At 38.9% G+C, this 20,940-nt stretch carries 16 protein-coding genes; 9 read left to right on the top strand and 7 right to left on the bottom strand.

All coding sequences use genetic code 11. The annotated features are described in order from the left end of the window. On the top strand, positions 1 to 678 hold a 678-nt coding region (locus MM239_RS08490), incomplete at its 5' end, for an IS256 family transposase (protein ID WP_241347775.1). Positions 679 to 859: 181 nt separating this feature from the next. Here MM239_RS08490 and MM239_RS08495 read toward each other — a convergent pair. The 3 genes from MM239_RS08495 to MM239_RS08505 are packed head-to-tail and all read right to left on the bottom strand — an operon-like array spanning position 860 to position 2,927. Continuing rightward, on the bottom strand, positions 860 to 2,269 hold the full coding sequence (locus MM239_RS08495) for an MATE family efflux transporter (RefSeq protein WP_241347776.1): 1,410 nt from the start codon (positions 2,267 to 2,269) through the stop codon (positions 860 to 862). Beyond that, positions 2,262 to 2,672, bottom strand: coding sequence for an SRPBCC family protein (locus MM239_RS08500; RefSeq protein ID WP_241347777.1), 411 nt, complete (start codon positions 2,670 to 2,672; stop codon positions 2,262 to 2,264). The genes MM239_RS08495 and MM239_RS08500 overlap by 8 nt, the downstream gene beginning before the upstream one ends. 36 nt (positions 2,673 to 2,708) lie before the next feature. Then, positions 2,709 to 2,927, bottom strand: a complete 219-nt coding sequence (locus tag MM239_RS08505) for a hypothetical protein (RefSeq protein WP_241347778.1) — start codon at positions 2,925 to 2,927, stop codon at positions 2,709 to 2,711. A 184-nt stretch (positions 2,928 to 3,111) separates the two neighbouring features. On the opposite strand from MM239_RS08505, the gene MM239_RS08510 reads away from it, so the two are divergent. Together MM239_RS08510 and MM239_RS08515 are read left to right on the top strand one after the other, a co-directional pair. Further along, entirely contained in the window at positions 3,112 to 4,089 is a 978-nt protein-coding gene (locus MM239_RS08510) for a GlxA family transcriptional regulator (RefSeq protein ID WP_241347779.1), read from the top strand. Positions 4,090 to 4,179: 90 nt separating this feature from the next. Next, the gene (locus MM239_RS08515; protein WP_241347780.1) at positions 4,180 to 5,052 is read left to right on the top strand and encodes an SRPBCC family protein; all 873 of its coding nucleotides are present in this window, start codon (positions 4,180 to 4,182) and stop codon (positions 5,050 to 5,052) included. A gap of 25 nt (positions 5,053 to 5,077) precedes the next feature. Here the strand turns inward: MM239_RS08515 and MM239_RS08520 are convergent, their stop codons facing one another. Further along, a complete protein-coding gene (locus tag MM239_RS08520; protein WP_241347781.1) occupies positions 5,078 to 9,115 on the bottom strand; it encodes a hybrid sensor histidine kinase/response regulator transcription factor in 4,038 nt (1,345 codons plus the stop codon). A gap of 282 nt (positions 9,116 to 9,397) precedes the next feature. On the opposite strand from MM239_RS08520, the gene MM239_RS08525 reads away from it, so the two are divergent. The 5 genes from MM239_RS08525 to MM239_RS08545 all read left to right on the top strand — a co-directional run bounded on the left by MM239_RS08525 (position 9,398) and on the right by MM239_RS08545 (position 17,636). Further along, positions 9,398 to 12,457 (top strand): SusC/RagA family TonB-linked outer membrane protein, encoded by a 3,060-nt coding sequence (locus MM239_RS08525; RefSeq protein ID WP_241347782.1) that lies wholly within the window; start codon positions 9,398 to 9,400, stop codon positions 12,455 to 12,457. 21 nt (positions 12,458 to 12,478) lie between these two features. Further along, positions 12,479 to 14,008, top strand: a complete 1,530-nt coding sequence (locus MM239_RS08530; RefSeq protein ID WP_241347783.1) for a RagB/SusD family nutrient uptake outer membrane protein — start codon at positions 12,479 to 12,481, stop codon at positions 14,006 to 14,008. Positions 14,009 to 14,230: 222 nt separating this feature from the next. Further along, positions 14,231 to 15,301, top strand: a complete 1,071-nt coding sequence (locus MM239_RS08535) for a family 43 glycosylhydrolase (RefSeq protein ID WP_241347784.1) — start codon at positions 14,231 to 14,233, stop codon at positions 15,299 to 15,301. 7 nt (positions 15,302 to 15,308) lie between these two features. Further along, entirely contained in the window at positions 15,309 to 17,330 is a 2,022-nt protein-coding gene (locus MM239_RS08540) for a hypothetical protein (protein WP_241347785.1), read from the top strand. A gap of 120 nt (positions 17,331 to 17,450) precedes the next feature. Further along, positions 17,451 to 17,636, top strand: a complete 186-nt coding sequence (locus tag MM239_RS08545; RefSeq protein WP_241347786.1) for a hypothetical protein — start codon at positions 17,451 to 17,453, stop codon at positions 17,634 to 17,636. 44 nt (positions 17,637 to 17,680) lie between these two features. Here the strand turns inward: MM239_RS08545 and MM239_RS08550 are convergent, their stop codons facing one another. Then, on the bottom strand, positions 17,681 to 18,688 hold the full coding sequence (locus tag MM239_RS08550; RefSeq protein WP_241347787.1) for an LLM class flavin-dependent oxidoreductase: 1,008 nt from the start codon (positions 18,686 to 18,688) through the stop codon (positions 17,681 to 17,683). Positions 18,689 to 18,927: 239 nt separating this feature from the next. Here MM239_RS08550 and MM239_RS08555 point away from each other — a divergent pair, with 239 nt between their 5' ends. Beyond that, on the top strand, positions 18,928 to 19,557 hold the full coding sequence (locus MM239_RS08555) for an alpha-ketoglutarate-dependent dioxygenase AlkB family protein (RefSeq protein WP_241347788.1): 630 nt from the start codon (positions 18,928 to 18,930) through the stop codon (positions 19,555 to 19,557). A 349-nt stretch (positions 19,558 to 19,906) separates the two neighbouring features. On the opposite strand, the gene MM239_RS08560 is transcribed toward MM239_RS08555, so the two are convergent. Further along, the gene (locus MM239_RS08560) at positions 19,907 to 20,554 is read right to left on the bottom strand and encodes a YdeI/OmpD-associated family protein (RefSeq protein WP_241347789.1); all 648 of its coding nucleotides are present in this window, start codon (positions 20,552 to 20,554) and stop codon (positions 19,907 to 19,909) included. After that, the gene (locus MM239_RS08565) at positions 20,551 to 20,940 is read right to left on the bottom strand and encodes a DoxX family protein (protein ID WP_241347790.1); all 390 of its coding nucleotides are present in this window, start codon (positions 20,938 to 20,940) and stop codon (positions 20,551 to 20,553) included. Before MM239_RS08565 ends, MM239_RS08560 begins: the two co-directional genes overlap by 4 nt.

The following is a 20,940-nucleotide window of genomic DNA, read 5'->3' on the forward strand; positions in this document are numbered from 1 at the left end:
ACCAACAGCGCCTTCTATACGGTATATTCGGTGGATTGGGAAGGAAACAGGGACGTGCTGGGGCTTTATATCAATTCTGGTGGTGAAGGGGCTAAGAAATGGGGCTTGGTGATGGAAGACCTGAAAGTAAGAGGAGTAAGTGATATTCTGGTAGTTTGTACGGATGATTTGCAGGGTTTTTCCGATCAGATTCAGGAGGCTTTTCCTAGTTCAATTGTCCAGAAGTGTATAGTCCACCAAATGCGGAATTCACTAAAATATGTGGATGAAACTGATAAGAAAGCCGTAATTAAGGACCTGCGTCAAGTCTATACTTCCACCACCGAAGAGAGTGCGAAAACAGCGCTATCAGCTTTTGAAGCAGCTTGGGAGAAGAAGTACAAGTACATCGTCAAACAATGGAGGGAAAACTGGACTGAACTGATGGCTTTCCTTGATTTTCCATTACCTATGAGAAAAATGATCTATACGACCAATCCGGTAGAGGCACTCCATAGAATCATGAGAAAATTGATAAAAAGCAAAGCCGCATGGACATCGGAAACAGCACTGTTAAAACAGCTCTATTTATCGATTAGCCGAAATGAAAAATCATGGAGAAGAAAAGCTCACGGCTGGACTTCCATCCAGCGAGAAATCATGGAACTATACCCAGAGAGGGTACCGCAAAAAAACTAAATTTTCAGCCTACTGTCTTAGTTGCCTTAAGGCAACTAAGACAGTAGGCTGAAAGAAAGATTTAACCTTAGACACAGTTTAATGAACTATCCCCCAAATTCTTTATCCATTTTTATAAATGCAAATTTCATGACTTGTTAAACCTTGGAATAGATAAAGTCTTTGTTTCTAAAAAAAAAAACTAAACTTTCACTGTTTTCCATTTGCCACGGCTGAATAGCCACAGTGTAAATAACCCGACAGATGTTTCTGAGAAGAATATCGCCCAGAATACACCTGAGTGTCCCCAGTTCAGTTGAATTGAAAGGAGGTAGGCGAGTGGGATTTGAATCAGCCAGAAGAATACTACATTGATTTTTGTAGGCGTGATGGTGTCCCCTGAGCCATTGAATGCTTGTACAGAGACCATCCACCAACCATATACGAAGAACGAATAGGAGAGAATTCTAAGCCACTCTGAACCAATCTCAATTACAGATGTATCAGCTGTAAATATTGCCATCAATGATTTTGAGTAAATAAAGTAAAATATAGAGACAAAGACCAGAAAGATCATGTTGTAGCCTCCAGTTTTCCAGATGGCAGCTTCTGCGCGGTCTGGGTTAGAAGCACCGAGATTTTGTCCGACCAAAGTTGCCGCGGCATTGGAAAGACCCCATGCAGGCATCATGGTGAACAGCAAAACGCGCAAGGAGATAGTCGCCCCAGCTACAGCCTCGCTACTGATATCTGCCAGAATTCTCATGATAAAGATCCATGCACTCATGGCTATGATCATTTGACCAATACCGCCTAAAGATGTTTGGAATATGTTTTTCAATACTTTGCTGTCCCAAACTAAGTGAGCTCTTAGTACCTTGATGTGCTTACCACCATTGAAGAGAACCCAAAGTTGGATGATTACTCCGATACTACGTCCGATCGTGGTAGCAATAGCAGCTCCTTCGACTCCCATAGCGGGTATTGGCCCCCAGCCAAATATCAATAATGGATCAAGTAGCATGTTGATACCATTGGATATCCAAAGGACTCGCATGGCAATAGCTGCATCACCAGCCCCCCTAAAGATCGAATTGATAACAAAAAGTAACATGATAACCATGTTAGTCCCCAGCATCCACTGGGTATAGCCAAATCCGTATGTGATAGCCCACTCATCTGCACCCATGAGTGAGAGCATTTCTTTGGAATAAAAAATCCCAAGAATCATGAACGGCAGGGAAGCCAATATAGCCAAAATGATAGACTGGACGGCCGAAATGGCGGCTTGATCTTTTTGCTTTTCTCCTGTTCTTCTAGCGATAATCGCTGTCACAGCAGTAGCCAATCCCATGCCTATGGAATAAAGCAAGAAGAGATAAGTTTCTGTCAATCCTACTGTAGCTACAGCTGAAGATCCAAGTTTTCCTACAAAGAAAATGTCAACGACTGCAAAGGTTGATTCCATGAGTAATTCCAAAATCATCGGAACTGCCAACAGAAAGATGGCCTTTTTCATGTCTATTTGTGTGTAATCCTCCTCAGAACCTTTGATGGCGAGTAAAAGGTGATACCAAAGCCCACCCTTTTTCTTTTCTAGTTGTTCATTCATTTTGATGTATCGCTTCGCAGTGCATTTTTAGACTAAAAAGAAACATTGCCCAATTGTAACTACACCACCTTAAATAATCTGTTTTTGCTTTCCAGTCTGAGTGCTTTAAAAGAATCATTGTGGTGTTTCCCTTTTCTGAAAGTTCAAATATCACACGTGTACCTTTCCATTCAGCATCCGAAAATATGCATTCCCATTCAATCTTCCTATTATTTTGGAGCGCTATAATTTTCATTTTGGTGAGGTATTCTTCATCAAAGTCAAACTCATTGATGTACCCAACTTCATGCTTCACTTTGAGCTTTTTTGTCCAAATAGCACCCAAACCTTCTTGTGTGGTAAGTGTATTGTAAACTGTATGAATGGGTGCTTTGATGTAGTTTATTTGCTCTATACTTTCCATAAAATTTAAATCTAAATGCGTATCGAGTTCTTTTAATTACGAATCTTCCAATACCCTAATCACAATACTTAGTGATGAAGCAATTTCTGCTAAAGTGTGAGATTCTATCAAAGATTGATTCTCCACCCTCAAAATGCGGTCACAATCTTCTAGGTCGAAATTAACTATGTAAGTTGGAAATCTCTTTGCTATAGTAACCTCTAAAGACTTTGCTTGTCCTAAACTGTAAATGTTTGTAGCAAATACCTCTACCATAATTGAATCTTTAAAGTAACTGTAAAGATTACAAAGCTAAGGTTTAATTAATTATCTTGTACTGGTAAATACGACAATGTAAAAGGTTGATTGCGACAGTTATGTAGGTCAATTTTGCCATGTGATTCATTATAAACGTTGTCAAACCGGCTATTTTGAAAAGGATAATAAAGTCAGAGAATTTATGAAACATATATCAATTTTGCTTCTCAATCAAGTAAACCTGGGTAGCATGGAAAATGCTAGACTTGGACTACTTGAAGCCAATGAATACCTGAAATCATTAGGTAAAGCACCACTATTCGATGTACAGCTCATTGGAATGTCGGAAGTAGTGCAGCTCAATGGAGGGAAGTTTAGCCTGAAGCCAGATCAGACCATTAATCAAGTGAAGCATACGGATTTGATCATCGTTCCACCCGTACAATTTGATATTCGATCAGGAATAGCGTCTAATCAAGATTTTATACCATGGATTCGTTATCATTTCTGTAAAGGAACAGAAGTGGTTTCATTATGTCTTGGCGCATTTATTCTAGGAAGCACAGGCTTATTGGATGGAAAAAAATGTGTGACACACTGGAAAGCTGCTGATCAGTTTCAGAAACTATTTCCAAATGCAATTTATCAAGGTAGTGAATTGATAACAGATGATCATGGTGTTTACACAGGTGGGGGGGCATTTTCATCCGCTAATCTAATTCTTTATCTCATTGAGAAGTTTATCAATCGAGATGCTGCAATTTATTGCTCAAAAATTTTTCAAATAGACATAGGAAGAATTTCTCAATCAGAGTTTATCATTTTTGTGGGTCAAAAAGAACATGGTGATGAACCTATCATACAAATTCAGGAATTTGTAGAAAGAAACTTTCAAGAAAAGATTAGTGTGGATGCACTTTCAGATAAATTCAATTTGGTCAGAAGGACGCTTGAGAGGAGATTCAAATTTGCCACAGGCAATACCTTGCTTGAATATCTTCAGAAGGTTAGGGTAGAAGCAGCGAAGAGGCATTTAGAGAAATCTAAGAGGACAATCAACGAGGTAATGTATGATGTGGGATATTCCGATACCAAGGCGTTTAGGGATGTTTTTAAGAAATATACAGGGATCACTCCTGTTGCTTATAAACAAAAATACGGACTTGTTGAAGCCGTATAGGATGTCGCATCTGACCTTTTGTTTTGTCGTTTTTACACGATGTCTTAAGTATCTATTTATCCTAAATTTGATTTGAAAACTACAAGAAATATGAAAAACCCAATAGAAGTTCGCACAGCGATAAAGAGTAACCTAGAGCAAGTTTGGAATGCTTGGATTGATCCAAAACACATTGTCAATTGGAATTTTGCTAGTGATACCTGGCATTGCCCCGCTGCACAGCTTGAGCTTAAGAAAGGAGGTCGATTCACTTATACTATGGCTGCAAAGGATGGTAGTATGGCATTTGATTTTAGTGGTGTGTTTGAACAAGTCCAAGAAATGAAGATCTTGACATTTAAGCTTGATGATGGTAGAGCGGTAGAAGTGGAGTTTCAGCAAGATGGAGAAGAGGTTTTATTGATTGAGCGATTTGAACCCGAGCAACTGAATGATGTCGATTTACAGAAGTCAGGTTGGCAGGCGATAGTTGATAATTTCAGAATATATGTTCAAGGCTTATCAGAGGATGAGAAGGTCGAAATTTCAATTGAAACCCAAATTGATGCACCAAAGTCTACTGTTTTTGAGGTTATGCTGGCTGATAAGACTTATAGAGAGTGGGTAAGCGCATTTCATCCAGGATCTTATTTCATAGGAAGCTGGGATAAAGTAGGAGGTGAGCTGCTGTTTGTTGGGCCAAATGAGCAAGGGGAAGATTCAGGTATGATAGCTGAAGTATTGGAGTATGCTTATGGAGAAAAAGTAACCTTAATCTATACTGGGTTATTTAGCAAAGGAAAAAGGATATTTGAAGGTAAAGCTGTAGACACATGGAAGGGCGGCAAAGAGTCATATGCGTTAATTGAAATGAATGGCATTACCCACTTAACTGTCAAGTCAGAAATTCCTTCAGCATATGCAGCATCATTTGAGCAATCTTGGGAACAAGCTCTTGATATATTGAAGAGACTTTGTGAGTAGAATGTGTTTTGAAAAACATATCCTTTTACTTCTGATAATCTTTAGGCAACTCACCAAATTGTTTCTGGAAGCACTTTGCGAAATAACTTGGTGAGTTGAATCCTACTTTTACACATACTTCAGCAATGCTAAGAGAGCCAGAACTAAGTAATTCTGCGGCTTTTTTGAGTCTTACAAGTCGAATGTATTCGTTTGGTGTGAGTTTAGAAACTCCTTTGATTTTACGTAGTAGGCTAGATTGACTCATGTGGACTTTTTCAGCAAGCTCGTTTACACCAAACTGTTCATTTGATATTTCATCGGCTATGATCTGGTTGATTTCATGTAAAAATTTTTCATCAGCTTTGGTGTGAGCTATACTTACCGACAATACCTGTGGAGATTTGGCGAAATTATCCCTGACTTGATCCCTATATTTCAAGAGGTTTTTTACCTGAAGTATCAAGTATTCAACAGAAAAGGGCTTTTCAATATATACATCAGCACCGACTTCCAAGCCTTCTAACTTTGATTGGATGTTGTTTTTGGCTGTAAGAAGTATAATAGGGATATGAGAATAAAGCAAATCAGATTTCAATTTTCTACTGAACATGATGCCATCCATCACGGGCATCATGATGTCTGAAATGATGAGATCCACTTGCTGAACCGCTAAAAGTTGTAAGGCATCTTTGCCATTATTAGCTTTGAGTATTCGGAAGTCATTTTTGAGGTTTGATTCAATGAAAGTTTGCAACTCTCTGTTATCTTCCACCAATAAGATTACCGGGCTTTCAGAATTACTATCATTTTTTGAGTTTTCGAGATGTCTTTCAATTAAATTTACTTCCTCTTCTATTTCAAGATTATCAAGTTCAAAGCTATTGGTTTGATGTTTTGGAAGCTTGAGAATAAAGCTATTCAGTTCACCCAAATAGGTTGAAGAATATGATAAATCCCCACCATGAAGTTCTGCTAGAGATTTCGCTAGTGGAAGGCCCAGACCTGTACCTTGTCTTGGTTTATTTGTTTCATCAGGATCTATTTGAAAGAATGGCTCAAATATTTTCACCCTGTATGATTCATCTATTAGTTTCCCGTCATTCGAGACTATAATCTCAAAAGTTGACTCTTCAATAGTAACCAAAGTAATGCTGACTTGCCTTGCTGCATATTTGATTGCATTTGAAATCATGTTGCTGACGATTTTAATCAACTCTTCTTGATCTACATCAGCATAATATGCTGCTTGAGTACCTATGATCTCAAATATCAACTGATTGGGTTGGGCAAGGGGCTGAAATCGATAATGAAGTTCCTTTAGCAACCTTGAAATGTCTGTTTTGACAAAATTCAATTGAAAGCTTTGTTTTTCAGCTTTTCTAAAGTCTAGAAGTTGGTTGCTCAGGTGAATAAGTCTATCTGCATTTTTTTCCATGATCTTAAGGTTCTCTTTTGTATTTTCCTCAAGTTGATTTTCTTGTTTGAGGATTATTTCGAGTGGTCCTTTGATCAAAGTCAATGGCGTTCGGATTTCATGAGTGATGTTGGTGAAGAATTCGATTTTGGCATTGAAGATTTCTTTTTCCTTTTGGGCCTCCAAAGCATTTATATTCTTTTGGTGTCTCTTTTGCACTTTTTTTCTATAAGACAGAATGATGCTGACAATAAGTAATAAAAGTAGTAAAGCATAAAGGAAATATGCCAACGTTGAAAAGTAAAATGGAGGCTTAATTTCAATTATCAAGCTAGTCTCTTCTTGGCTAACTTCACCTTGTTCATTGATAGTTTTGACGATAAGTTTATAATTTCCTGGGGAGAGGTTTGGATAGCTTACTTCATTTGATTTTTCAAGTCGACTCCACTCTTTCTCAAAACCTTCAAGTTTAAATAAGTATTTCCAAGATTCAGGCTGTGTATATCCCAAGGCGGCAAAAGATAGACTCAGTGAAGATTGGTGATATGCAAGTGTGATTTTTTCTGTTAGGGCAATTGAAGTAGAAAGAATCCCATCATCAGCACCTACGATGATGTCTTTGTTGAAAAGCTTCAGGTTGGTGAAAGTGACTTTAGGCTCAAAGGATGATTTGGAGAAAGTCTTAGGGTCAAAAGTAATGAATCCATTGAGCGATCCGAAATAAAGCTTTCCATCGCTTGCTTTCAATCCTGATTTGTAATTGAATTGATCTGATAGTAAGCCGTTTGATTTAGTAAAGACTTCAATCTTTTGATTTTCAACAATATACTTTACTAAGCCTCTGTTGGTGCTGAACCAGAGTTGACCTAAATCATCTTCTATTATTTTATAAATGGTATTACTAGGAAGACCTTTTGTCACATCTAAGGTTTCAAAGCCATCATGTTCTGGCACATATCTCGCCAATCCATACCCTTCACTTCCTATCCATAAGTTTTGTTTACTATCTACATAAAGTGTAACGATTGCATTTCCGGGGAGGGATTTTACCTCTTCTGAGTTTGGTAAATAATGCTTGACTTTTTCTGATGTAGGATCGTAGTTGAATAGCCCATTATTGATCGTAGCAAACCAAATGATTCCATTACTATCTTCTACTATATCGTAATAAAAGCTAATGCTTAACTTATCAAAGAATTTTAATTGTTTCTCGCCAAAAGGCATGATATATACACCAGAGATAGTTCCAAACCATTTGTTACCTTTTGAATCTTTGTAAATGGAAAAAATATCTGTGTCAAAAAGTGGGTTTTGTAAGGTTGATTGATCTAGTCTATCGAAAATGCCGTTTTTTAAGTTCAATTTGTCCAGCTTTAACCCTTGGCTATGGCTTGATATCCACAAGTTATTTCCTTCAATAAGCAAACCATGTACATTATGATAACTCAAAGAGTTATTTGATTTTTCGGGCAAGTAGTTTTTAAATGATTTGGTATTGGGGTTGAACATGCTCATCCCTGCATCTTCGGTGCCTATCCAGATATTTCCATCTGTATCTTCCACCATTTCTCTGACTCTTTTTCCTTGGATAGAGTTTTGATTGATAATTGGATAGAATTTCTCAAAATTGGTAGGGATATTTGGTAGATAGTTTAGTCCACTGAAGTATGTCCCTATCCAAAATCCACCCTCTCTATCTTTATAGATAGAATAGGTGGCATTATCTGATAGGGTATAGGGGTCATTTGGGTTTTGGGAAAAATGCTTATAAGTGTTTTGACTGAAATCATACACATAAATCCCTTGCTCAGTACTTATCCAGATTTCCTGGCCTTCACTTTTGGCTATGTTACGTACAAAAAGATTGTTGCCTTCCTTATCTTCTTGGAGGATATTCTTGACTGAACCTGTCTCTTTATTAAGCAATTTCAACCCTTCATTTTTTGTCCCAACAAGCAAGTCATTTCCTCCAAGGTCGAAAATCTCTAGAATTAAGTCTCTCTTAAGAATTTGAGCTGATTTTTCATATTTCATAAAAGAATCATTGGCAGGGATGAACCTTTCTACATCTCCGCCAAGTATGCCAACCCATACAACACCCTTATCATCTACAGTCAAAGAAGAAACAGATCCAGACCCAAGGCTTGATGGGCGATTTGGGTCATGATTGAACCTTTTAAGGCTATTTTCCTTCGGCTGATACCGATAAAGGCCAGCAGTGCTTGAGGCCACCCAAATATTGCCAGAACCATCTTCCTTGATTTTTAATATTTGTCCCCATACTTGCTCTCCATTTTGATCTACTACATCCAATGATTTGAATTTTTCCACATGAGGATCATATATAGAAATTCCTGCATTGGTTCCTATCCAAAGCATTTTATTTCTATCCTCATAGAGTGATAAGATGTGATTATTTGTCAAAGAGCTCTCATCGCCTTGGATATTTTTGAAAACTTTAAAAACATGTCCGTCATACCTATTCAAACCATCTTTGGTACCAAACCACATGAACCCTTTGTGATCTTGGTAGATAGTAAATACGGTGTTGTGACTCAAACCATCCTCTACACCAAGGTGACGGAAGTAAGGTTTTTGAGTAAAGGCATAATGAGCGTTGCTAAATAATAGGACACAGATAAGGAGAAGTATTGCCCTGATTTGCATAATTGACTTCTGGAGTATTTTGGGTAGTAGAATTTAATTGATCATTGATTCCATGCAAGTAAATCAATTTAGGATACCAAGTAATGAAATAAATCAGTCACTTACTAAAACTCAAGCTTCATTTTGCTTCACTAGCTGGAATAGTTTTAATAGTTGCAGGAATAGTTTCAATGAATGATGCCTATTCAATCTACATTCAACCTGCCAAAGATGATGTCATATGAATTGACGCAATAATTGGTAAGCAAAAAAATCTCAATTAATTATTAACCCAAAATGTCCATGAAAGAAAAGCTACAAAAATCAGCTTTATGGCTACTATTTTTCCTCAGCTGTAACTATCTGCCTGCCTTGGCACAAAACGCTCCAACTGTGCGAGGTACTGTAGTCGACAAGTCTACAGGTGAAGTTTTCCCTGGTGCCACAGTTATCGAAAAAGGTACTTCTAATGGTACTGTATCTGATATCGATGGGAACTTTCAAATACAAGTATCAAGTCCTCAGAGTGTACTTGTAATCTCTTTTATAGGTTTCATTCAGCAAGAAATTCCACTAGCTGGCAGAACCAACATAACGATAGAACTGGAAGAAAATCTAAGTGATTTGGATGAAGTCGTAGTGATAGGCTATCAGACTGTGAAGAAAAAAGACCTTACTGGTGCTACAGCTGTAGTGAGTAGAGATAAGCAAAACAAAGTAACTGCAGCTTCGCTAGGGGAGTCTTTACAAGGTTTAGCTCCTGGGGTTTCTGTGAGAAATGGAGGAGGTCCAGGACAGAATGCTCAAGTCGAAATCAGAGGAGTTGCAAGTTTTATCAATTCCAGCCCATTGTACGTAATCGATGGAATGATCGCAGATGCTAACCCTACAATCAATACCAATGATATTGAAAGTATACAAATACTAAAGGATGCTTCTGCGGCAGCTATTTACGGATCTAGAGCGGCAAATGGTGTCATTATCATCACTACCAAACAAGGTGCAGAAGGTGCTCCTCGTGTAAGTGTGACCGCCAAGTACGGTATTCAGCAACTTCCTCAAGGTTATCAAATGATGAACAATGTGCAATTTGCAGAAATGCAAAGGACACAGTTTGCCAACTCGGGGCTTACAGCTCCAGCTAGCGTAAGTACAGCATTTGATCCTAGCATCAATACCAATTGGTATGATGAAGTAACTAGACTCGGAAATGCGCAAGATTACAATGTAACGCTTTCTGGAGGATCCAAAAACTCGAGTTATTTGATTTCAGGTTCTTATTTTGAAAATAAAGGTGTTCTCATTGGCCATGATTTTCAAAGAGCAGCCTTGAGAATCAATACCAAAAACACCAAAGGCAGAGTCACTTTTGGAGAAAACTTGATTTTCACAAACTCTATAACCAACTCACCAGGTACAGGCAATCCTTTCTACGACATGCCTCTTAACCTTCCAGTGATTCCAGTAAGGGATGATAGATTTATCAGTGCAGCCAATCCAGATGGATGGGGTAAAGGAACCACTGATGCCGTTACTTATGCTTGGAATCCAGTTGCGGTAAATGCAATCAATAGCTATAGAAGTAATTTTGCTAAAGTAGTGGGCAATGCCTACTTGGATGTAGATATCTTAGATGGACTTGTTTATAGATTCAATGCTGGTGCAGAATTGAGCTTCGACCACAACAAACGCATGCGTAGAGCAGGTGAGTGGCACTTTAATCAGCCTGCAGCACCTACCAACATTATCGAAGAGAGGTCGCTTTTCTCCAGCTTTTTATTGGAGCATACTTTGAATTATAATAAAGTTATAGATAAGCACAGCTTTTCTGGGGTAATCGGACATTCTCAGCAAATCACCAAAAGAGATGTGCTTTCAGCTGGCCGAACAGACCTTCAGTCATTTGATGGTAGGTATCTGAATACTGTCAGCTCAGCAACTGGTGACCCAATTGCAGACGGTTTTATTCCCGTACAATATACCATTTCGGGTTTTCTTGGTAGAGCAAACTATACCTATGATGATCGCTACTTGATTACTTTGACGGGTAGATATGATGCAGATTCGAGATTTGGAAGTGATAACAGGTCAAGGTTTTTCCCGTCTATTGCTGGTGGTTGGAGAATTTCTGAAGAGTCTTTTTTCAGTTCCCAGATTGTTTCTGATTTGAAGCTTAGAGCCTCATATGGTGAGTTAGGAATTGTAACTGTAGGTTCATGGGATTATATTGGATTTTTGAATTCTAACCCAAGAGCAATCTTCGGTCCAGATGAGCAAGCTTATGTAGGAGCTACACAAGCTAGACTTGCTAACCCAAACTTAGGTTGGGAAAGAAGAATTAGCCACAACTTAGGGTTTGACTTAGGTTTGTTTGATGATCAATTGATCCTTTCTGCAGAGTATTACAACTCACTTTCCAAGGATGTATTGGTAAACTTGCCTATAGCATGGTACTTAGGAAACCTTGGAGGCGAGCCAGCAGTCAATGCAGCATCTATCAGGAACAGGGGTATAGAAATGGCCGCTACTTATAGAAACATGAAACGTGAGCTTAAGTGGGATGTATCTGCCAATGTGACTACTATCAGGAATAGGGTAATGGATGTGGGTAATCTTGGTGAAGGCATAGATTATATTCAAACGGGTATCACACGTTCCCAAATCGGAAGACCTATGGGAGAGTGGTACGTACTCAAGACAGATGGGATTTTCCAAAGTGATGAAGAAATTAACAATCACACCAATGCAGACGGAAGGGTAATTCAGCCATTTGCAAGACCTGGAGATATCAGGTTTGTAGATGTCAATGGTGACGGAGAGATCAATCAAGAAGATAGAACTTTTGTGGGTTCTCCTTGGCCGACATTGCAGACTGGTGCTCAGTTCAATGCTACTTACAAAAACTTTACTTTCAACATGCAATGGATTGGGGTGTTTGGGCACACAATCATGAATGGTGTGAGAAGAGATATAGATAGCTATCAGAACACCAATTTTAGGGCTGATATCAGTCCATGGACGCCAACCAATACCAATACGAATGATCCAAGAATAGGTGTTTCTGTTGGAGACCCTGGACTTATTGACAATGCTAGACTAGAAAGTGACAGGTGGCTTGAGGACGGATCATACATTCGATTGAGAAATGTGGAAATAGGTTATAACTTGAACATGGCCAGACTTCAAAGATGGAATGTAAGCAACGCCCGCTTATTTATCAGTGGACAGAATTTACTGACTTTTACCAAATATTCAGGTCTTGATCCAGATGTCACCGGCAATGGAATACTAGAAAGAGGCTTTGACAATGGCAATTGGCCAGCGAGCAAGATTTATTCTCTTGGTTTACAGTTCGAATTTTAATTTTCCAAAAGCATTTAAATCATGAAAAAGATTTCAAAATATATATTAATGGCAGCTTCAGCAGTAGTGCTTAGTTGTAGCCCAGAATTGGACATTACCAATCCAAACCAACCGACAATGGAAGTGTTTTGGCAAAACGCCACAGATGCCGAGCAAGGTGTAAACGCTATCTATTCGACTTTTGCCCGTCCAGGAATGTCAAGGTGGATGCCTATTTTACACATTACCAGATCAGATGAAGGGTTCTCTGGAAGTCCATGGTCTGATTTGGCTAACGCCATGGGAGGGTTTATCCAGCCTGATTATAATTTCGGTCCAGTTATCGATGTATGGGTGGATTGTTATGTTGGGATTTTTCGTGCCAATCAAGTTATTGACAATGTACCAGCTATAGAAATGGACAATGCCTTAAAAAATAGACTGTTGGGAGAGGCTTATTTTCTGAGAGGGTATTTTTATTATAACCTGGCCTTACTATGGGGAAATGTCCCAATGATGTTAGAAGCTTCCAAGCCTACCGATTTGCCACCTACTACGCCTCAAGCACAAGTTTGGGCGCAAGTTGAGTTGGATCTTGGACGTGCTGTAGATGGGCTTCCAGCTGTTTATCCAAATAGCAGGGATTTAGGTAGAGTTACCAAAGGTGCCGCTCATGCCTTACTTGCGAAGGTATTTATGCAGCAAGGTAAATATGATCAGGCTGAAGCTCCACTCAATTGGCTAGTCAACGGTGAAGGTGCATCTGTTTACAACCTTATGCCAAACTACAGAGACAATTTTCTGATCACATCTGAAAACAATCAAGAGTCAATTTTTGAGTGGCAGTTCACAGTCAATGCTACAGAGGTTACAGATAATGATGTGAGTACACCAAACCATAATTACGGCACATCTATTCCTCAGTTTCTAGCCCCTCCGGGTATTGGTTGGGCGGATGCAGAGGCAAGAACCTGGGCCATTGCCGAATTCTTGGAAGAGCAAACGACTAATGGTGAAAGAGATCCAAGGTTAGCAGCATCCTATCTGTACGCATTCACAGATGAAAGGGGGCCTGATTTCAGTATGGTTTATGGCCAGTCCTTTACGCAGCGCTACGGTTCTGGAAATACAAGGGCATATTTTAGAAAATTCCTCAATGATCATTGGAAAAATGAAGAAGGATATAGGTCTCCCAACAACTATCGCGTGATTCGATATGCGGACGTTCTTCTCATGTATGCAGAAGTGCTTAACGCCACTGGCAGGACGAGCCAAGCTTATGCTCATGTGGATAGGGTAAGAGCTAGAGTAGGATTACCAGCGCTATCAACTGCACGTCCAGGACTTGGACAAGAAGCATTCTTGGAGCAGTTGAAGCATGAGCGCTTGCTTGAGCTTTCGGGTGAAGGACATCGCTGGTCTGACCTTGCCAGATGGGGTGATCTTGGAAGAGATCTAGCTCCTAGAGATCCAGGGTTCAACAACTTTGTGGTTGGTAGACATGAGTTTTTGCCAATACCACAAAGAGATCTTGATATCAATAGAAATCTCGTTCAGAATCCAGGTTGGTAATGATTTAGAAATGTAATTCAGGTTTGTTACCAGTTTTTATTAGGATCTGATACCAATTGATATAAAATGTTTAATCTGATTGGTCGCAGATTATTAAATGATCTGGAGCAAAAAGCTGGTCGTATGCTTACGAAAAATTATACATTTAATTGAGATTTTAACCTATTAAATCTAATTTGAAACAGGGGTTTTCCCTGTTTCTTTTAAACTTATAAATGTTTCATGATGAATTATTTAAGATTAAGTTTAGGGCTTGTTTCAGTACTCTTCTTGACTGCGGGAGGATGTGGAGACCCCGAAAATGAGAATCCAAGTCAAGGAGGCAATGAACCTGGAGAAGCTCAGACGACCTATGTCAACCCAGTTTTCAGACCAGTATTAGCAGATCCGTCAGTACTAGAGCATGAAGGAGTTTTCTATGCTTATGGCACAGAGGATAATTGGGGAAATGAAGGCGGACATAAATTGGTGCCAATCGTAAAGTCCGTTGACTTGGTCAATTGGGAATTGGTAGGCACGGCTTTTCCTGCTAAGCCAGCATGGAAAGATCAAGGAGGGCTTTGGGCTCCTGATGTAGTGAAAGTGGGGAATGAGTTTTTCATGTATTATTCTTACTCAACTTGGGGTGATCCTAATCCTGGGATAGGTTTAGCAATTGCAAGCAGACCAGAGGGGCCATTTATCGATCAAGGTAAGTTTTTTCTTTCGCAAGAGATCGGTGTGGCAAATTCTATAGATGCATTTTACATTGAGGATGATGGAAAAAAGTATCTCTTTTGGGGAAGTTTTCATGGGATTTATGTGGTGGAACTTGCCGATGATGGGAAAAGTGTCAAAGGGGAGAAAATTCACATTGGGTACAATCACCTAGAGGCAAGCTATGTCCACAAGAAGGATGGGAAATACTACTACTTCGGCTCAGAAGGATCATGTTGCGATGGCGCAAATAGTTCTTATAGGGTTAGGGTAGCAGTCTCGGATAACATTTTGGGACCCTATGTAGATAAGGCTGGAAATGATATCAAAACAGGGAACTATGGGGAGGTTATTTTGAGTGGCAATAGCGAAAATTATGGCTTCGCAGGTCCAGGGCATAATGGTCATATCATGTCAGATGATGCTGGCGATGATTGGCTTTTATATCATGCTATACCAAAAGGTAACCCTTTGTTACAGAATGGGGCTAGCAGAAGACCTTTGATGCTTGATAAGTTGATTTGGAGAGACGGTTGGCCGACAATCGAGCAAAGTGTACCAAGTTTGAGCAGTAGACCTGCACCAGTTTTCAATTGATATGGATATGAAAATGAAATTATCAATCCTTTCGTGGCTGATGTTTATCACTTCTGTCTCAAATCTTCATGCTTTCCAGTTTGCTGATGCTTCCTATGAGTTGAAATTGCTAAAACCAGGTAATCCAGCCGTAAACATTCCCATAAAGCTAGACGATAATGGTCGATACCAAGCTAATGAAGACGTACCATTAGAAATTCAAGTTCAAATCATTGAACAAGACAGTTATGCTGATGTTAAAGTTAACATTGTAGCAAGAGAAAAGGTCTATTTCAACTTTTCTTCAAAAATGCAGTTCAAAGATATGTCTTACCAACCCAGCATGTTGCTACTTCCTGGGTATTGGTATCGGAAGAACTTGAGATCACCTGACAATGCTCCTTCAGTCAGAGAGTCTACAGATTGGCTGATCAGGGAAGATAGAATGAGTACACCTTTGGTGAGTGTTTTTGATCCCAATCAGCAGTATGGTTACAGCTTGATGAGACTGGATGATATCAAAACAGCCGCCTTGACCACTCACGAATCTGGTGATGTAATACTTTCAGGGAAATCAGACTTGGGTGCCTTAGGATTTGGTAAATCTGAAGATCATACTTACCTAGAATATGCCTATCCACATGCAGAGCATCCTCACACCTATATTAGAAAACTCACATTGGCTTCACCAGTCACGGCATATTCTAAATTAGAAAAGGGTGAAGAGCAAACTTTGTCTTATAGAATTCAGAAGCATAAAAGCACGGATTATTCAGCATTTGTGGAGGCTATATGGCACCATAGTTATGGGCTATTGAAGCCAGAACCGCTTGTTGACCAAAAATTCACTGATCACCAGATCAAGCAAGAATTGGTGAAATACTTCAAGGCCTCCTATGTTGATTTTGAGACACTAAAGGGCTTTTCGGGAGTACATATCAAAACAACTACTTGTGAGTCAACTGGGATTTTGGAGATCGGCTTTATTGGAAGGGTGTTACTCAATGCTTTCAATGCGCTGGAGTTTGCAGAGGCAAATCAAGATCAAGAATTACTTGAGATGTCACAAGCGATCTTTGCAAGCTATGAAGCCAATGGTTTCAACGATGATGGATTGATCAGAGAGGTTGTAGATTTTGATAAAAAAACAGAGGCAAGTGTCTTTTCTATTCGTAGACAATCTGAGGGGCTTTATGCAATGTTATTTTACTTACAGTATGAGCGAAAAATGAAAAGAACTCATCCTGAATTAGAAAAGAAAGTGAAAGGCTTGTTTGATACTTTAATCAAGTTACAAATGTCAGATGGTAGCTTTCCGAGAAAGTTTGATGCCAAACTTCAAGTGATAGATGAGACAGGAGGTAGTACTCCGTCTATAGTCTTGCCTCTGGCGATGGCTTTTCAATATTTCAAAGAGAAAAAATACTTGGATATAGCGAGAAAAGTTGCCAAATATCAAGAAGAGGCAATTATTGGACCGTCGGATTATTTCTCATCTACCTTAGATGCAGATTGCGAGGACAAAGAAGCTTCCTTGTATGCAGCTACAGCTATGTACTATATGGCTCAAATCACCAAAGGAAAAGAAAGAGAACACTACGTCAATCTCGCTAAGAAAGCTGCATACTTTACGCTTTCATGGTATTACACTTGGGATGTGCCTTTTGCTCAAGGTCAAATGCTGGGAGATATAGGTCTCAAAAGTAGGGGATGGGGTAATGTTTCCGTAGAAAACAACCATATTGACGTATTTATATTTGAATTTGATGAAGTTTTAGACTGGTTGGCTGATGAGACCAGTGAAGGTGATTTTGCAGCATTTGCTCAAGTTATTAGAACTTCCATGCGGGAACAGTTACTTCCCCACCAAGGTAATCTTATGGGTATAGCCAAGCCAGGGTACTATCCTGAAGTCGTACAGCATACAGCATGGGATTATGGTAAAAACGGAAAGGGCTTTTACAATGATATCTTTGCTCCAGGTTGGACAGTAGCTTCTATTTGGGAATTGCTTATCATTGGAAGGACTTCAAGTTATTTTAAGCATTGATTTTAGATTAATTTGGGATAAAATACTATTTAAATTAGTAATATTTCTGGACATTAGTATTTCTAGCATGGCTTTTGTGACTTAGTAATTATCCATTAAGGACTAAAAAACCAACAAATTATGAAAAAACTATTTGCATGGATGCTTTTGGCCGGGATGGCTACATTAGCATCGTGTGGTAACAAAACCACAGAAGACACTCTTCTAGAACCTGAAGAACCAGAAGTGTACGAAGACACAACCTACACCAATGAGCCAATTGAAGAATTGGAAGAAATGGAAATGGAACGTGATACTTTGAACTAAAAGTAGATAATCAAAAAGGCCTGCATCATGCAGGCCTTTTTGATTTATTGGTTAATTTCTTGCATGATTTCAGCAAAATATTTAGCTGACTTCATCCTGTCTTCTAAATGATAGGTGTTCATTACAGCTATCAATTCATTAACCCTAGTGTCTTTCAAGAATTTCTTCACCTGCATTTTCACAGTCTCTTTACTCCCCACAAAAGCATATCTTAGCATTTGCTCGACAGAAGGATGCGAAAGTAGGCCTCGAAGCTCATCTGTTAACTCACTTGGTGGTTGCAGACCTTCTCGATAGCCAGATAGTACTCCCAAAAACATGCGAATAAGTGTAGTAAACTGCCTTTCAGCTTCTTCATCTGTATCAGCTATGATGATGTTTACACCAGCCATAGTGTAAGGGGCGCTAAGTTCGGCTGAAGGCTGAAATTCATTATGATAAATATTCAGGGCATTGAATAGGTGCGTGGTAGCAAAGTGGCTGGCAAAAGCATAAGGAAGTCCCTTTTTGGCAGCTAAGTGTGCGCTATCTGTGCTAGAACCCAAGATATAGATAGGGACATCAGTGCCTTCTGCAATGGTAGCACGTACTTTTGAGGATTTGTTATCCTTTGAAAAGTATTTTTGAATTTTTTCTAACTCTTCTGGAAATGCATATGCAGCTTTCATGAAATCTGACCTGATGGCTTGCGCGGTTTGCGTATCAGTACCAGGTGCCCGACCTATTCCCAAGTCGATTCGATTGGGATACAAATGAGCAAGTGTGCCAAATTGCTCGGCAATAATCAATGGAGAATGATTGGGAAGCATAATACCTCCTGATCCAACTTTAATCTTTGTCGTGTTTTCTGCAACATACCCAATCAGCAATGAAGTTGCACTACTTCCAATATTTTCAGAATTGTGGTGCTCGGCAAACCAAAACCTAGAGTAGCCCAAGTTTTCAGCATGTTTGGCAAAGGTGAGTGAATTATTTAAAGTCTTTTTGATGGAGTCACCTTGGGGTACAAGTGCAAGCTCAAGGATAGCATATGAAATGGTGTTTTTTGTCATAATTTGGGTCAATGAAGAGGTTTGGAAGACCTCTTATTGGGATTTAGAGAATTGATAATTTGTCCTTTTATTGATGAATTTTGTCTTCCAATTCAAAAAAGAAATCACATGAATAAAATGATTGAAAGGACATAAAAGTTCATTCATTTCAATTTTATTCTTTCCTCCATTTCAACAATTTGATCCTATATTTGCTTTGTATATAGGATGGTTTCATTCATAAAAAATGAGTATTTAAGATGGATTTATTTGAAGATCGAAGGGATGTTACTCGAAATTGCTTGCCAAAAGATGGGGAGGTTTTTTACTATGGAAAAATCTTTGACTTAGATGAATCCAAGGAATATTACGATGAATTGCTTCATAACATAGCATGGAGGAATGATGAGGCACTGATCTATGGCAAACGAATTATTACCAAGAGAAAAGTAGCTTGGTATGGTGATGAACCATTCGAATACACTTATTCAAAAATCACCAAGAGAGCCCTTCCTTGGACTGAGTCACTTTTGAAATTGAAGAAAACCATAGAAGAGATATCAGCAGAAACATACAATTCTTGTCTTTTGAACTTGTATCATAGTGGAGAGGAAGGTATGGCTTGGCACAGCGATGGAGAGAAGGATTTGAAAAAAAATGGAGCCATAGGATCAGTGAGTTTTGGTGCAGAGCGGAAATTTGCATTCAAACACAAAGATACCAAAGAAGTTGTCTCCATGATTTTAGAGCAGGGAAGCTTATTGGTAATGAAAGGAACCACCCAAAGTCACTGGCTACACCGGCTTCCACCAACCAAAACTGTTCGTAGTCCACGCATCAACCTTACCTTCAGAACTATTGTAAAAGATCAAATGGAAATAAACCCATAAGGAAAGTCTAATCTCTAGCCCTCATCTTGTTGCAAAAAAAAATTCACAAAAAACGACAAAGGATTAATCTGTTTGTCTAAATAAATATCATAAAAATCAGCCATCTGCACCTTTCTTTAGTTGAAAGTATGTTTTCTTTTAAAAAGTATATCAAGGTTTTCAAATGCTACGTTTAGGATGTGATGTTTATGAAGCTGAAACAAAGTATTATTATCCCTGATAACATTTTTTGTAAAATTAATTCTTCTAAGGTATTTGTTTATACCCATAAGTTGTTTCGTTATTTCGGGATATTCAGTCTGTTACATGGTAGTAATTGATTGTTAAAATCAATCTGCAATCCGAAATATCACTTCTTTTTATAATGGTCATGCAAGCCTATACCTTCTAGGATTTGGGTTTTGAATTTTTGAATTCGTGACATTCTTGTAGCGCTTTGTTTTGGTTGGGAAAAGTGGATTATATAGCCCCTTTGTCTTCCAAGTGTCAAGGACTTGAAAGCATTTTTGAAAAGTTCATCTTCTTCAAATGCCTGTGATAATTCTTCAGGAATGGGTTCAGGATTTTTTACAGTTTCTACCTTTTTTCCTTCTCTTTCTAATTTTATGGCTTCCAGAATGTATGTTTTGAGCTTGGGTTTAACCTTCTCGATTTCAGCTACATTAGTAAACTTTACAATTCTTGCTGCCTGAATATTACCTTGTTGCTCCAATATCTGAGCCTCATCTTTAAGAATGGCTCCTTTATAAAAGCCAATATTTGCAGTGTCTTTGAGGGCATTTACAGTGATGATATTTTTACCCTCATGGGTGTATACGGGTACTCCCCATTTGATCTCTTCCCTTAGCCCAGTTTCTAGTGCCAATTGTCGCAGTGTTTCTAACTCATTGGTCCACTTTAATACTTTGCATTGTGCTGTACCGCCATACTTACAACGCATACATCCATCTATCAAATACTTATCAACCAATGGGTTGATCTTTATTTCTTCTTTCATATTTGCGAGATTTTTCGGTCTTCAGGTCTAAAGTACCAAGATACTAGGGTCAAGACTAGCAACAAAATACCTGGGAAAATCTCTGACACTGGATCCGATACTGCCATATGAGAAATGATGGCTCCTGTAGAGACAAAGAAAAAGCCAGCATAAGCCCATTCTTTTAATATGGGGATCTTTGGTGAGAGTATTGCGATCACACCTAGCATTTTCCATGTTCCCAATAGGGTCAATAAATAGGAAGGGTAGCCAAGCTTATCGAACATGGTAACATTGTCATCCATTTGGATAAGTTGAACGATTCCACTTGATACCATTCCGAGCGAAAGCCATCCGGTTGATATCCAATAGATGATTCTTTTTGTTTTTGTGCTTTGGGTTTTCAT

The organism is Belliella filtrata, from assembly GCF_022549775.1.
GTDB lineage: Bacteria > Bacteroidota > Bacteroidia > Cytophagales > Cyclobacteriaceae > Belliella > Belliella filtrata.

Coding starts and splice junctions, on each gene's coding strand:
- MM239_RS08510 (WP_241347779.1), top strand. CDS start 3,112: ATGAAACATATATCAATTTTGCTTCTCAATCAAGTAAACCTGGGTAGC.
- MM239_RS08555 (WP_241347788.1), top strand. CDS start 18,928: ATGGATTTATTTGAAGATCGAAGGGATGTTACTCGAAATTGCTTGCCA.
- MM239_RS08495 (WP_241347776.1), bottom strand. CDS start 2,269: ATGAATGAACAACTAGAAAAGAAAAAGGGTGGGCTTTGGTATCACCTT.
- MM239_RS08525 (WP_241347782.1), top strand. CDS start 9,398: ATGAAAGAAAAGCTACAAAAATCAGCTTTATGGCTACTATTTTTCCTC.
- MM239_RS08550 (WP_241347787.1), bottom strand. CDS start 18,688: ATGACAAAAAACACCATTTCATATGCTATCCTTGAGCTTGCACTTGTA.
- MM239_RS08505 (WP_241347778.1), bottom strand. CDS start 2,927: ATGGTAGAGGTATTTGCTACAAACATTTACAGTTTAGGACAAGCAAAG.
- MM239_RS08560 (WP_241347789.1), bottom strand. CDS start 20,554: ATGAAAGAAGAAATAAAGATCAACCCATTGGTTGATAAGTATTTGATA.
- MM239_RS08540 (WP_241347785.1), top strand. CDS start 15,309: ATGAAAATGAAATTATCAATCCTTTCGTGGCTGATGTTTATCACTTCT.
- MM239_RS08520 (WP_241347781.1), bottom strand. CDS start 9,115: ATGCAAATCAGGGCAATACTTCTCCTTATCTGTGTCCTATTATTTAGC.
- MM239_RS08535 (WP_241347784.1), top strand. CDS start 14,231: ATGATGAATTATTTAAGATTAAGTTTAGGGCTTGTTTCAGTACTCTTC.
- MM239_RS08565 (WP_241347790.1), bottom strand. CDS start 20,940: ATGAAAACCCAAAGCACAAAAACAAAAAGAATCATCTATTGGATATCA.
- MM239_RS08515 (WP_241347780.1), top strand. CDS start 4,180: ATGAAAAACCCAATAGAAGTTCGCACAGCGATAAAGAGTAACCTAGAG.
- MM239_RS08530 (WP_241347783.1), top strand. CDS start 12,479: ATGAAAAAGATTTCAAAATATATATTAATGGCAGCTTCAGCAGTAGTG.
- MM239_RS08500 (WP_241347777.1), bottom strand. CDS start 2,672: ATGGAAAGTATAGAGCAAATAAACTACATCAAAGCACCCATTCATACA.
- MM239_RS08545 (WP_241347786.1), top strand. CDS start 17,451: ATGAAAAAACTATTTGCATGGATGCTTTTGGCCGGGATGGCTACATTA.